Raw genomic sequence first — 14,082 nt, 5'->3', positions numbered from 1 at the left:
GAATTGCCCCTTAGCATTGCTTAACCATCTCTAAGTGATTAATCTAGCGTTAACATAAGAAAAAACACGCTAAATATGACCAAATTAAGCTTTCGAGATAGCGTTTTAACTTTGACTTTGCTGCCAACCATCATTATTGGCGTATTACTTGGTAGCTATTTTACCTTAAATCGCTTTGTTGAGCTTGAACAAATTGTTGAAGCACGTGGAACAAGTATCGTTGAATCTTTGGCGGTGGCACTTGAAGCTCCAATGATGACAAAGGACAAAGCTCAATTACATCGCCTATTGTCTATCACGCAAAATAAGCATGGTCATTTAATCAACTCGATTGCCATTTTCGACACCGATAACAAACTCTTTCTCACTAGTAATTTCAATTCTCAGTTTGCGCATTTAAAATTTCCAAGCAACGTAAGTGAGCTGCTTTCAACTCGCAGTGAATTGCACGATAAATCCATCATTGTTTATAGTCCTATCACTCATTTCAGCCAACATGTCGACTTGTGGCAAGGCCCAGCGCCAGCCAATTTAGGTGCCTTAGCGATAGAATTAAGTTTAGACGAAGCTCGAATTTCTCAACAACGTTCTGTCCTTGCGAGCATTGCAATCCTCGTTGTGACGTTGTTAATTGCGGGGATTTTAGCAATTTACTTTGGACAACGTTTTACCCGCCCGCTTCGTCGCCTGTTGCTTGCCACAGATAAACTCACGGAAGGAAAGCACGACATTGGTATCCACGACAAAATGGAAGGTGAGTTTGAACTACTGAGACTTGGTCTTAACAGCATCAGCGACAAAATGACGCTGCAAAAAGAGGAAATGCAAAAGCATATTGACCAAGCAACGAGCGACTATCGTGAAACGTTAGAACAATACGAAATGCAAAACATTCAGTTGGGCATTGCAAAGCGTGAAGCTCAAGATGCGAACAAAGTGAAGTCGGATTTCTTGGCTAAAATGAGTCACGAGTTACGTACGCCGCTAAATGGTGTCATTGGCTTTACACGTCAGCTTTACAAAACGCCTCTTAATCGTCATCAAAAGGATTATTTGGACACAATCGTTTTATCTGCAAATAGCTTAATGAGCATTATTTCCGACATTTTAGACTTCTCTAAACTGGAGGCAGGTGCAATGGAGCTTGAAAACATACAGTTCCAATTGCGTGATGTCGTCAATGAAGTCATGACGTTACTTGCGCCAAGTGCACATGAAAAGCAGCTCGAATTATCGGTCTACATCAATAGAAAAGTCCCAGACAACTTAATTGGCGATCCCACTCGTTTTAAACAAATCTTGATAAACCTAATTAATAACGCCATTAAATTTACGGAAAAAGGCTCCGTTAAAATTGATATCGGCCACCGCATGCTCGATGATCAACGAGCTTCGTTGTTGGTATCCGTTTCAGACACCGGTGTGGGAATAGCCCAAGAAAAGCAAGATACCTTATTTACGCCGTTCGGTCAGGCTGATTCAAGCATTACGCGCAAATTTGGTGGTACTGGCCTTGGCCTCATCATCACCAAACATTTGGTTGAGGCAATGAATGGCCGCATTACATTGAACTCGGCACAAGGAAATGGCAGTTGCTTTACCTTTAATGCCATATTTGAATTACCAAACCACTTGTTTAACAACGATTTACCAATTAAATCACTTAAACATAAACGTGTACTCTTTTTCGAATCACATGAACACACTCATCAAGCTGTTGCTGCCTTGCTTGAAGAATGGGAAATGCAAGTTACCGCATGCATAGACGAAGAAAGCTTTCTCGCCGCCTTGCAACCTGAATTTAACTACGATGTGTGTTTGATTGGCCATATGGCGAGTGTCGACCAAATGCAGACACTCAAGTCATACATCAATAAAGTAAGAGGTCAGACAGATTATTTATATCTGTTACTCAACACAATTTCACACAACATGCGTGAATCTTTGATTGGCTCTGGAGCAGATGCCAGTTTAAGCAAGCCGGTAAATCATCGAAAACTTTGCGAATTGCTTGCTGCACCTTATCGACTGGATCACCCTGACGTGGGCGAAGCGAACGATGACTTTGATATCTTACCTTTAAAAGTATTGGTTGCTGACGACAACGACGCGAACTTGAAACTCATCACGACGCTTTTAAATGAACAAGTGGAAAGTATCGACAAGGCACATAACGGTTCACAAGCCATCTCACTCTGTAAATCACATAAGTACGACATTATTTTTATGGACATTCAAATGCCGATTACTGACGGCATAACGGCCTGCAAAACGATTTTGGATGCGTCTTTGAATGAAGATACCCCTATCATAGCCGTAACAGCGCATGCATTAGCTGGTGAAAAAGACGACTTACTGAAAATGGGTTTCAAAGGTTACCTGACGAAACCGATTGACGAAGACATGCTGCGTCAAACTATTTGTGATTTCAGTGAGACCGTTTTACGTGTGAGTAAAGTAGCAAAAGACGCACCGAAGCCGAGTAAAGCGCCGTTCGACAGCCAGCTCTTAGATTGGGAGCAGGCTCTATTACATGCTGGAGGGAAAAATGACCTCGCGCTGGAAATGTTGAATATGTTGTTGCTAAGCGTTCCTGAGACATTAAAACTGATTAACGAGGCGATGGACAACAAAGACAGTGAGCATTTACTGACAATCATTCACAAATTCCATGGTGCGTGTTGCTACACTGGAGTGCCAAAACTGAAGAAACTTTCAGAAACTATTGAGACGTCACTGAAACAAGGTTTAGTAATTACCGACTTAGAACCCGAAATTTTTGAATTATTGGATGAACTTGAAAATCTATTGAGGGATTCAGGTATAGAGGCTGCTTAATGCAACCTCTCATTCGCTTAATATCGAAAGAAATTAAATGCCTTGTCTAGCTTCTTTCATCAATTTACGCATATCGGAAACTGCTTTCGACATGCCGTCAATCGCGGCTCTTGCAACTATGGCATGACCGATGTTTAGTTCGTAGATTTCAGGAATAGCAGCGATAGGTTTCACGTTGTGATAATGTAAACCGTGCCCTGCATTCACGATAATGCCTTTCCCATGAGCGTATTTTACGCCTTCAGTAATGCGAGCGAGTTCTTTCGCTTGTTCTTCATCCGTCGTTGCGTCTGCATAACAACCGGTGTGAATCTCGATGTAAGGTGCACCGACCTCTTTTGCTGCATCAATCTGTGTTTTATCGGCATCGATAAATAGTGACACTTTAATACCTGCATCAGTTAAACGTTTAACTGCGTCTGTTAACTTCTCTTTTTGGCCCGCAACATCTAAGCCACCTTCTGTGGTCAGTTCTTCGCGTTTTTCTGGCACAAGACACACGTAAGCGGGTTTAATCTCGAGCGCAATCGCTAGCATTTCTTCCGTCACCGCACACTCAAAATTCATGCGCGTTTGCAACGTTTTAGCCATCACATAAACATCTCGGTCTTGAATATGGCGACGGTCCTCACGTAAATGGATAGTGATCCCATCAGCACCTGCGTGCTCAGCAACAGCAGCCGCGTGCACAGGATCTGGGTAGTTTGTTCCACGCGCTTGGCGAAGTGTTGCAACGTGATCGACATTCACGCCTAAAAGTATTTCTTTCATAAGCCTCCCTTTAAATGAACAGCTCTCGACTCTTTAAATCTCTATAGCCCAACAAAGGACGTAAAACCTCACGGCTCAAACGTTTTGCCTGTTGGCGTGTTTCAATCGGCTCGTAATCATGTTGGGCGATGTTCAACAATACCTGCCCGCGATAGCCGTAAGCACTTTGTACAAAGCCACATTCAGCGACATACCGATACGTTAATTTTGGGTTAACAGAATTTCCGTCAGCATCATAATCAAACTCGATGCCGAAACCAAGTAAGTTCAACAATTCAAATTCATAACTGCGTAATACAATTTCTAATTCTTCGCCATTTTGCAATCGGGAAAGGTGGCTTTGATAGAGTTCGAATGCCCCTTCTAATGGCTCGTTTATGGGCATTAATCGATAACTCAGTTCATTCATGTAAAACCCGCAGTAGAGCCGTCTCCCCTGCATTGCATTACCAAGTGTGAGAAGTTCGAATTGATTGAGGTATTTCATGTCATGCCGACCTGCATATCGGCAAAGTAGCGGGAAAAAAGGTTGGAGTTGCGCGTTATGTTTAAGTTGTTGCTTGCCCTTGATACGGGCAAGCATCTTAATATGTCCGACTCCCTCAACGACTACATTGAGCATCACTTGTGAGTCACTCACAGGTCTTCGATGCAACAAATAGGCGCGAGCGAAATCGCTGTCCAATTAGTCTTCTCCGTACCCTAAACTACGAAGAGCACGCTCATCATCAGCCCAGCCGGATTTAACTTTAACCCACAGTTCAAGGAACACTTTATTATCTAGCATCGCTTCGAGATCTTTGCGTGCTTCACGGCCGATAACTTTAAGCTTTTCGCCTTTGTTACCGATCACCATGCGTTTTTGCGATTCACGTTCAACCAAAATAAGCGCATTGATTTGCCATACGCCATTGTCTTGCCATTTGAATTGCTCTATTTCCACAGTAACTGAATAAGGAAGCTCATCCCCCATAAAACGCATCAGTTTCTCACGCACAATTTCTGCCGCCAAAAAACGCATAGAACGGTCAGTTACGTAGTCTTCTGGAAAATAAAACTCACATTCAGGTAAACGCTTACGAACTTCTGCTTTGACCAAATCGACGTTTTTACCCGTTTTGGCAGAGATAGGAATAATGCCTGCAAAATCCCCTTTCTCATGAAGCCACTGCACGTGTGGGATAAGATCTTCTTTGTCTTTTACGTTATCGGCTTTGTTTATTATCAAAAAGATTGGATGACCACTATTTTTGATTTTGTTGAGTACCATTTCATCATCCGATGTCCAATGAGTACCTTCAACAACAAACAAGATCATCTCAACATCACCAATCGAGCTTGACGCTGCACGGTTCATTAGACGGTTGATTGCGCGCTTTTCTTCACTGTGAAGTCCAGGCGTATCAACATAGACCGCTTGGTAGTTGTCTTCAGTATGGATACCTAAAATACGATGACGCGTCGTTTGAGGCTTACGCGAGGTGATACTAACTTTCTGTTCAACGATACAATTTAACAGCGTTGATTTACCAACATTTGGGCGACCAACGATCGCCACCATGCCGCAATGTGTATTAAGAGTCATGCTTTAACTTCTTTAGCGCTTTTTCAGCTGCTTTTTGCTCTGCCTTACGGCGTGAGCTACCTACCGAAATAATACTTTCCATACCTTCAACAATACATTCGACCGTGAACGTTTGATTATGGGCCTGCCCTTTCGTATCTATTACAGTATAGCCAGGTAATGGCAACTTGCGGGCTTGTAAGTATTCTTGAAGTAATGTTTTCGGATCTTTTTGGTTATGACCTGGTGAAATTTCTTCCAAACGGGATTCATACCATGCAAGCACTAATTGCGAGCAGGTTTCAATATTTGAATCGAGGAATACTGCGCCAATGATCGCTTCAACCGCATCTGCTAAGGTTGACTCACGGCGATAACCACCACTTTTTAATTCACCTGGACCTAAACGTAGGTAATCCCCAAGACCAAATTCCACACCAAACTCAGCCAATGTTTGACCGCGCACTAGAGTCGAACGCATACGGCTCAAATCACCCTCTCGTGCTTTTGGAAATTTGTGGTATAGGGCATTAGCAATAACAAAGCTCAAAATGGAGTCACCTAGAAATTCGAGGCGCTCGTTGTGTTGCCCTTTGTAACTACGATGGGTCATTGCCTGCTCAAGAAAAGCAGGCGATTCGAATTCATAACCTATTTTTTTGTATAGCTCTTTTACGTCTTTTTTCATCGTTACTGTATGCTACCTAGGCGCTCAAAACGAACACCAGTTGGAACAAAGCTAGGAAGAAGGCTATCAGGGCCATTCTCAAACTCAAAACTCATCCAAATGAAAACCGCTTTACCCACCAAGTTTGCCTTAGGAACGAATCCCCACATACGACTATCTTGGCTGTTATCACGGTTGTCACCCATCATAAAATAGCTGTCTTCTGGCACAACCCATTCATCTGCACGGGTATCTTGTTGTTGATAATAGCGGCCTTTGCTTTCAAGCGCTTCTGGATTGATCAAGATGTCATGTGTTTGCCCTGGCAGTGTTTCTTTCAAACGCACCAACGGCATTAGACCTTGATAGAATTCGTCACGATTAATAATGTCCATGTCAACCGCGTTGAATTCAGCGCAGAACATCTCGCCTGACTTTTCCTGCCCTTCCGCACAGTTTGGCTTGATGTATAAACGCTTGTTACGATACACAATGCGATCACCTGGAAGCCCTATTGTGCGTTTAATAAAATCCACTTTTTCGTCTAGTGGAAACTTAAACACCACAATATCACCACGTTTTGGCTCATTTACCTCAACAAGTTGAGTACGCCACACCGGGTCTTTAATGCCGTAACTGTACTTTTGAACCAAAATAAAGTCACCTACAAGCAATGTTGGCATCATCGAGCCTGAAGGAATTTGAAATGGTTCAAAAATGAATGAGCGAAAAATGGTAATCGCTGCAATCATTGGAAAAATCGACTTAGCACCTTCAGTAATGGCAGGCACAGGCGCAATTTGCGCAATCACATCGTCGTCTAAATCGGCTTGCGAAGAACCTTTCGCAATTGCGATGCGTTCACGACGTTTTGGTGCGTAAACCAAATGGTCAACAAGCCAAATTAAACCTGAACCCAGCGTCAGTAATACTAAAAATACTGAAAAGTAACCTGCCATACTTTTTCCTTAATTTATTATTTTCCTACCTTCAGAATCGCTAAGAACGCATCTTGAGGTACTTCAACATTACCTAACTGCTTCATACGTTTCTTACCTTCTTTCTGTTTCTGAAGGAGTTTCTTCTTACGGCTTACGTCACCACCGTAACATTTTGCCAATACGTTTTTACGTAATTGTTTCACCGTTGTACGAGCAATTACATGCGCACCGATTACGGCTTGAATTGCAATATCGAATTGTTGACGAGGGATAAGCTCTTTCAACGCTTCAGCTAGCTGACGACCACGTGATTGTGCGAAATCTTTATGCGCGATAATCGCAAGTGCATCAACTCGGTCACCATTGATTAGGATATCAACTCGAACCATATCGGCTTCTTGGAAGCGAATGAAGTTGTAATCAAGTGACGCAAAACCACGGCTCGTTGATTTTAATTTATCAAAGAAATCCATGACCACTTCAGCCATCGGCAATTCGTACGTTACCGCAACTTGGTTGCCGTGGTAAGTCATCTTCGTTTGCATACCGCGCTTTTCAATACAAAGCGTAATAACGTTACCTAGATAATCTTGTGGTACTAGGATATTTGCTTCAACGATAGGTTCGCGGATTTCTTCAATGTTATTAATTGGCGGTAAATCACATGGGTTATCAATCTGAATAACGTCTCCATTTTTCATTTTGATTTCATACACTACCGTTGGTGCAGTAGTGATAAGATCCATGTCATATTCACGCTCTAAGCGCTCTTGAATAATCTCCATGTGGAGCATGCCAAGGAAACCGATACGGAAACCAAAGCCAAGTGCCGTTGAGTTTTCAGGCTCAAACTGCAGCGATGCGTCATTCAAGCTTAATTTATTTAGTGCATCACGGAACGCTTCATACTCGTCCGATGCAATCGGGAACATACCCGCATAAACTTGCGGTTTAACACGTTTAAAACCCGGTAAACGTTGAGGAGCTGGGTCTTTTACAAGCGTGATCGTATCACCAACAGGCGCACCATGAATATCTTTGATGCCTGCGATTACGTAACCTACTTCACCCGTCTTCAATACACCTGTTTTTGTTTGTTTAGGTGTAAAGATACCGATGTTGTCGACCTCATAAACTTGCCCCGACGACATGATTTTAATCTTGTCTTTTTGATGTAGTTCACCGTGTTTAATACGAACCAGTGACACAACGCCTTGGTAAGGGTCAAACCAAGAGTCGATGATAAGCGCTTGCAACGGAGCTTTTGGATCACCTTCTGGCGGCGGAATATCGCGCACGAGCACTTCCAAAACTTCATCAATACCGATACCTGTTTTCGCACTACAACGAACAGCTTCTAGCGCTTCAATGCCAACAATGTCTTCGATTTCTTCAGCAACGCGCAGTGGATCGGCTTGAGGTAAGTCGATCTTATTAAGCACTGGAATTACTTCTAAGTTCATTTCCAATGCCGTGTAACAGTTTGCCAGAGTTTGAGCTTCAACACCTTGGCCTGCATCAACAACCAACAACGCACCTTCACATGCGGCAAGCGAACGTGAAACTTCATAGGTAAAGTCAACGTGTCCAGGTGTGTCGATAAAGTTTAGCTGATACGTTTCACCATCTTTGGCGGTATAGTTCAGCGTCACACTTTGCGCTTTAATAGTGATACCACGTTCACGCTCGATGTCCATTGAATCCAATACTTGCTGCTGCATTTCACGCTCAGTAAGACCACCGCAGACTTGTATTAAGCGGTCTGAAAGCGTCGATTTACCATGGTCGATATGGGCGATGATCGAAAAGTTACGGATATGCTTGTGCTTCATATATTGAATTCTAAACTCTAAAAAGTCGTTAATGGGATCAAAGCCGAGATTTTACCCGTAATCAGTGTTAATCACCATCAATTTGAGTCAAAGGCAGGCTAATTGGATAAATTTTTACCAATTTTATCTCGTGTTTGAATTGCGAAACACGCCGTTTGGCAACAAGCGCACCAAATATTCCACCGAGCAATGCCGACAAAATCTGTCCGCCTTCCCCAATTTCAAGGACAAGTGCTGCAAACATAGCAAAGACAAGAGCTGCAACGAGCGGCAACAAGTACACATAAAAACTGTGCGCAACCAAATTACGGTCGTCTAACGATAAAGTGACTTTTTGACCGACTTCTACTGCTTCTTGAAAATCAAACCACAACGTTTTTTTGTCTGTTTTGAAGAGCTTATTAAAGACCTGAGAGCCGCAACGTCCGTTGCAGCCCTCACACGGTTTCTTCGCCTCAGCTTGTAACTCGCCGCGTAGACCTTTGACGGCAATCACCGTCATTGTTTGTTCGATCATAAAGGTCGCGTTACCGATTCAGCGATACTTTTTGCCGTCATTGCAGGAATATTGCCAACCACCGAAACGTCAAAGCGACCCGAGTTATGGACGTACACAGTTGTAGCGCCTGACGTTAACGCGCCACTTGGGCGTTTACCAGGCAGCGGACGCTGAACGAAGACGGAAACGTCAACCAGACCATCCGAGAAAAGATAATAGTCAGCCAATTCGTTGTTCAAATCGAGTTTATGCCTGTCCGATTTTAGTAGCTCAAACCCTTTCGGTAACCATTCGATACGCCAGTTATCTTTCGCATCTTTGGCTGCTTGAGTCGTCACTTTAGGCAACGCTTTGGGAAAATCTCGACCAGCAATTTCAAGTAATTGTGCAACGGGTTCTTCTGTTATGCTCAGATGAGTCAATTGAAGTTGTTCCAGCATTTCACCCGTTTGATTTACAAACGCAGCTTTCAAAAGCAAGGAAGATTCCACATCAACCCACAGCCAATAGTTGTATTTGTTCTCGTCTTTTGATTCGATTCGCACAAGTTGCGCAGCTCGACCAGCGATTCGGCCTTTACCACCCAAAACGAAATCATAGTGGGATTCAAGTACGGAAATATCTTTGAAAAGCACTTCAGGAATAGGCCCTGCAATGCTGTCAGTATCAATCGCGTAAGGTTCTGATTGAGGTTCAAAATAAGTCACTTGGTTACCTACTCTGACCATTTCCAAACCAGCGCCATTGAGAAGACTTAAGAATTCAACTTCAATATCGTCTTTTTTGCCATGCAACCAACGATAAGGTTCCATTGCTTTTCCTTTAACGACAACATAAGAAGCATCAAAATTTCGACTGTGAACCGCTTCGGCAAGGTTGGTAAGCAGTTGTTTTGCACTGACAACTTCCTGAGCTTGCGCCCAAGAAGTTGCAAAGCAGAGTATCGCAATAAACAGCTTTTTCATTAAATTAGTTTTGTTCCTCTGTCACGTCTGACGCTTTCTTCTGTTCTTCAAGCTGTTTAGCTTGTTGCAACGCGTACGCCATTCTAGACTGGCGCTGATGCTCAAGCACAAGCGCACCAATACGTTGTTGTTGAAGCTCTCTTAGACCTTGAGCTGCATTTTCAATCGCCGGCTGTTCTGTTGACAAACTCACTGGAGAAACCGAGCCGGTAAGCGGCATCGTTTGCAAAGATGGAAGCGTGTTGTTCAACTCAGACTGCGTTGTATTATTATTCACACCCACTAAAGCAACCAAACACACACTTGCTGCAATCGCAAATTGAGCTAAAGGCTTTTTATAGCGAGCCAAAGAAATAACGTTCGATTTTACATCGTCATTGACGGCCTCAGCACGAATGTCTGAAGCTTGCTCGTTATGCGACATATTGTACGTCGGTTCGCTTTCAAGTGCAGCAGCTACTTGCGCTGTAATATCAATACAGATGGACTTTTCATTTTCCGCACGCATCGCGTCACCGATAAGCGCGTAACGCACGAATTTATCGTGTTCAAGTCCATTCAGCATTTCAAAAGAGTGCCCTACCTCACCATCAAAAATGTCTGATGTAGTCTGCTCTAGCGAAGCGTGTTTGTTTGCATTAGTCATAGTTAAGACTCGCCTATTAACGAATTTAAATTATTATCAATGGCTTCGCGAGACTCGAAAAATACGTGAACGAACCGTTCCTACTGGACAATCCATGACCACAGCGATTTCCTCGTAACTCATACCTTCAATTTCTCGAAGAGTGATGGCCGTTTTCAAGTCTTCGGGTAAACCTTCAATTGTTTTGAAGATTACTTCTTTGACCTCATCACTCATCAATAAGTTCTCAGGTGAAGCATTTGAACGTAATTGCTCTGCACCGTCGTACACTTCCGCTTCTTCAGCATCAATGTCGTTTGCTGGAGGCTTACGCCCAATTGCCACTAGATAATTTTTTGAACAATTCACAGCTATACGATATAGCCAAGTGTAAAACGCGCTTTCGCCTCTAAAATTAGGCAAAGCTCGATATGCTTTAATAAAAGTTTCCTGCGCTACATCCGCAACGTCACCGTGATTACTCACATAACGGGAAATAAGGGCCGCAACTTTATTTTGATACTTGGCAACCAACAAGTTAAACGCATTCTTGTCTCCTTGTTGAACTCGTCTAACTAGCTCTAAATCCAAATCCTGCTCGCTCATTCGAGCCGGTACTCCTCTATTGTTTTTTATTGCTTTCCACACGACAATTACGTGCTGCGCAGCTTAGTTATCGGGGCTAGTTGCCATCTTTCACTGCTACTATGACCGACACCTGAATAAAAAGTTCTGTTTTTATGTATTTTTTTTTAAAATGCTGCAATAAATGACTCAGTCATCACTGCATAGAAGTAGCAGTTTAACTAACTCGTTGTTTTTAACAGCATCTCAGTTTAGTGACTATGATAGCAGATACCACACAGATTTGAGTACGGATCGGAAAAGTTTAATTAAGACACTTTGATATGAACGAAACCAAACACCACAGCACAGACGTTGTTATCATCGGTAGTGGAGCCGCAGGTTTATCACTTGCTCTTTCTCTGGCCAATCATTGTAAAGTTAGCGTGATCAGCAAAGGGGCGCTGACTGAAGGCTCTACGCTCTATGCGCAAGGTGGTATCGCTGCCGTTTTTGATAAGAAAAACGACAGTATTGAGTCACACGTTGAGGATACCCTCCAAGCTGGCGGTGGATTATGTGACAGAGAAGCGGTCCATTACACAGCAAGCAATGCAAAATCATGCTTAAAATGGCTCATCGAACAAGGCGTTCCATTTGATATGGAGTTTGATAGCGAAGGCAAAGAGCGCTTCCATTTAACTCGTGAAGGTGGGCATAGTCATAGACGCATTCTACACGCTGCCGATGCAACAGGACGTGCGGTCCAGACTACGCTTATCTCGCAAGTGCAAGCACACAGCGGCATTCAATTGCTTGAGTATTACAACGCGATTGACCTTATCACCGATAAACAAAGCCAAGAAAAACACGTTAAAGGCGTTTACGTATATAACCGTAAAGCAGAACGCGTAGAAACCATCAGCGCGAAGTTTGTCGCTTTGGCTACGGGTGGAGCAAGTAAGGTTTATTTGTATACCTCGAATCCGGACGTATCAAGTGGTGATGGTATTGCGATGGCATGGCGTGCAGGCTGCCGAGTTGCAAACATGGAATTCAATCAATTCCACCCAACGAGTCTCTATCACCCAGATTTACAGAACTTTTTAATCACAGAAGCCATGCGTGGTGAAGGTGCGCTATTACGACGTCCTGACGGCACACGTTTCATGCCAGATTTTGACCCTCGTGAAGAACTCGCCCCGCGCGACATCGTTGCCAGAGCAATTGACTTTGAAATGAAGCGTCTAGGCGCGAATTGCGTGTACCTCGATATTTCTCACAAAGACAAAGACTTTATTATCGAGCACTTCCCAACTATCTACGCGAAGTGCCTAAGTGTTGGGCTAGACATCACAAAAGATCCCATCCCTGTCGTCCCTGCCGCACATTACACCTGTGGTGGCGTAATGACGAACTTTGATGGGAAAACGGACATCGATAATCTTTATGCCATTGGCGAAGTCGCTTACACAGGCCTTCACGGGGCTAACCGTATGGCCAGTAACTCGCTGCTAGAATGCATTGTTTTTGCACATGCAGCCGCAAAAGACATCCTTGCAAAACTTGCTACACATCCAGAGCCACCGACATTACCGGAGTGGGATGAGAGCCGAGTAACAGACTCCGATGAGGAAATTGTCATTACTCACAACTGGCACGAACTGCGTTTGTTTATGTGGGACTACGTGGGGATTGTTCGTTCAACCAAACGTTTAGAGCGCGCACTGCGCCGTGTTGAACTTTTAAAACAAGAAATTCAAGAATACTACGCTAACTTCAGAGTAAGTAATAACTTACTTGAACTTCGTAACTTGGTACAAGTTTCCGAGCTGATAATTCGAAGCGCCTTGGAACGAAAGGAAAGTCGCGGTCTTCATTATACGATTGATTACCCCGAGTTAAGTGAAAATCCAACTCCGACGGTGCTTTCACCTACGGATGGCGATGCAACGATAAAATAGTCCGTCGCAATAAACGCCAAGCTTCTTGCTGCAACGATTGTGGCAAGAAGCAGACACACGATTTCTGTTCCGCATTTTGTATATAAATCACAACAAGGCCGTCAAAAACACGCGATGTAGGCAATAGCTTTCCCATCAATACCACCCCGTGCCCATCATAAATCTCGATATGACCGTCATTCAGCACCACGGCGCCTTCGCCGATAAACCACTGATTCATCGTTTTCCAAGTGTGAAGACTTAAAGGTAACCAGCCAAATATAACCAGCAATATCGAACTAATGGCCGGATAGAGGAATAGCAGTGAAGGACAGGTCAGCACAACCCAAGCGACTAACCACATGTGACTTGGGTTGTTATTCGAAAAATCAATCCTATACGCGGACACGGTCAAGAATGAGCGCCACCATTTTGGCTAGAATCGGGTCTGGGCATTGCTCATGGCCCATGAACCATGCAAAGAGATCGGGATCTTCAACTTCAAGTAATTGTTGGAAAACATATTTATCTTCTGCCGACAATGCATCATACGCTGCTTCAACAAATGGCTCTAACAACACATCAAGTTCTAACATGCCACGGCGACACGCCCATTTAATTCTTGCTTTTGAATACAATTCAGTCATGACTTACCCCATCATTTGATGTCGGGAAGTTTATCAAATCGTCCTTTTGCACACCAGCTTCCTATTGCAATTGCACTCACCTGCCCATACAAAACAAAAAGGTTAGCGCGTTGTGAGTCGTTGGCAAGCGATACACGCGATTTCTCTTACTTCAAACAAACCTTTGTGTGCCGTCTGAAACCGCCTTTGCAGCCGAGTCCTTGGCTTTGAAAGCCTATCGCTATCA

13 protein-coding genes and 1 pseudogene are annotated in these 14,082 nt (G+C 43.6%); 2 read left to right on the top strand and 12 right to left on the bottom strand.

The window, feature by feature from the left end; all coding sequences use genetic code 11:
- Positions 1-75: 75 nt before the first annotated feature.
- Complete coding sequence (gene barA / locus J5O05_RS14150; RefSeq protein WP_208842639.1) at positions 76-2,838, top strand: two-component sensor histidine kinase BarA; 2,763 nt, start codon at positions 76-78, stop codon at positions 2,836-2,838.
- A 33-nt stretch (positions 2,839-2,871) separates the two neighbouring features.
- Here barA and pdxJ read toward each other — a convergent pair whose 3' ends face one another.
- The 10 genes and pseudogenes from pdxJ to rpoE form a co-directional block, all read right to left on the bottom strand.
- Positions 2,872-3,609: a pyridoxine 5'-phosphate synthase gene (gene pdxJ, locus J5O05_RS14145; protein WP_208842638.1), complete on the bottom strand. Its 738-nt coding sequence runs from the start codon at positions 3,607-3,609 to the stop codon at positions 2,872-2,874.
- Between the two features lie 10 nt (positions 3,610-3,619).
- Positions 3,620-4,294 carry a DNA repair protein RecO gene (recO, locus tag J5O05_RS14140; RefSeq protein ID WP_208842637.1) on the bottom strand — a complete coding sequence of 225 codons (675 nt, stop codon included), beginning with the start codon at positions 4,292-4,294 and terminating at the stop codon, positions 3,620-3,622.
- Positions 4,295-5,194: a GTPase Era gene (gene era / locus J5O05_RS14135; protein WP_208842636.1), complete on the bottom strand. Its 900-nt coding sequence runs from the start codon at positions 5,192-5,194 to the stop codon at positions 4,295-4,297.
- Complete coding sequence (rnc, locus tag J5O05_RS14130; protein WP_208842635.1) at positions 5,184-5,861, bottom strand: ribonuclease III; 678 nt, start codon at positions 5,859-5,861, stop codon at positions 5,184-5,186. Before rnc ends, era begins: the two co-directional genes overlap by 11 nt.
- Positions 5,862-5,863: 2 nt before the next feature.
- Positions 5,864-6,799, bottom strand: a complete 936-nt coding sequence (gene lepB, locus J5O05_RS14125) for a signal peptidase I (protein WP_208842634.1) — start codon at positions 6,797-6,799, stop codon at positions 5,864-5,866.
- Between the two features lie 17 nt (positions 6,800-6,816).
- On the bottom strand, positions 6,817-8,613 hold the full coding sequence (gene lepA, locus J5O05_RS14120; protein WP_208842633.1) for a translation elongation factor 4: 1,797 nt from the start codon (positions 8,611-8,613) through the stop codon (positions 6,817-6,819).
- A gap of 67 nt (positions 8,614-8,680) precedes the next feature.
- The gene (locus J5O05_RS14115) at positions 8,681-9,130 is read right to left on the bottom strand and encodes a SoxR reducing system RseC family protein (RefSeq protein WP_208842632.1); all 450 of its coding nucleotides are present in this window, start codon (positions 9,128-9,130) and stop codon (positions 8,681-8,683) included.
- A complete protein-coding gene (locus J5O05_RS14110; protein ID WP_208842631.1) occupies positions 9,127-10,077 on the bottom strand; it encodes a MucB/RseB C-terminal domain-containing protein in 951 nt (316 codons plus the stop codon). The genes J5O05_RS14115 and J5O05_RS14110 overlap by 4 nt, the downstream gene beginning before the upstream one ends.
- 4 nt (positions 10,078-10,081) lie before the next feature.
- Entirely contained in the window at positions 10,082-10,723 is a 642-nt protein-coding gene (locus J5O05_RS14105; protein ID WP_208842630.1) for a sigma-E factor negative regulatory protein, read from the bottom strand.
- A 2-nt stretch (positions 10,724-10,725) separates the two neighbouring features.
- A pseudogene (gene rpoE, locus J5O05_RS14100) lies at positions 10,726-11,308 on the bottom strand (RNA polymerase sigma factor RpoE).
- Positions 11,309-11,610: 302 nt separating this feature from the next.
- Here rpoE and nadB point away from each other — a divergent pair.
- Positions 11,611-13,230, top strand: coding sequence for an L-aspartate oxidase (gene nadB, locus J5O05_RS14095; protein ID WP_208842629.1), 1,620 nt, complete (start codon positions 11,611-11,613; stop codon positions 13,228-13,230).
- Here the strand turns inward: nadB and J5O05_RS14090 are convergent.
- Positions 13,202-13,624 carry a hypothetical protein gene (locus J5O05_RS14090; RefSeq protein ID WP_208842628.1) on the bottom strand — a complete coding sequence of 141 codons (423 nt, stop codon included), beginning with the start codon at positions 13,622-13,624 and terminating at the stop codon, positions 13,202-13,204. The two genes, nadB and J5O05_RS14090, sit on opposite strands and share 29 nt — an antisense overlap.
- Positions 13,605-13,856 carry an FAD assembly factor SdhE gene (locus J5O05_RS14085; RefSeq protein ID WP_208842627.1) on the bottom strand — a complete coding sequence of 84 codons (252 nt, stop codon included), beginning with the start codon at positions 13,854-13,856 and terminating at the stop codon, positions 13,605-13,607. The genes J5O05_RS14090 and J5O05_RS14085 overlap by 20 nt, the downstream gene beginning before the upstream one ends.
- Positions 13,857-14,082: the final 226 nt, after the last annotated feature.

Source organism: Pseudoalteromonas xiamenensis (assembly GCF_017638925.1).
Classification (GTDB): Bacteria; Pseudomonadota; Gammaproteobacteria; order Enterobacterales; family Alteromonadaceae; genus Pseudoalteromonas; species Pseudoalteromonas xiamenensis.
This window is presented reverse-complemented; position numbering and strand designations above follow the sequence as displayed.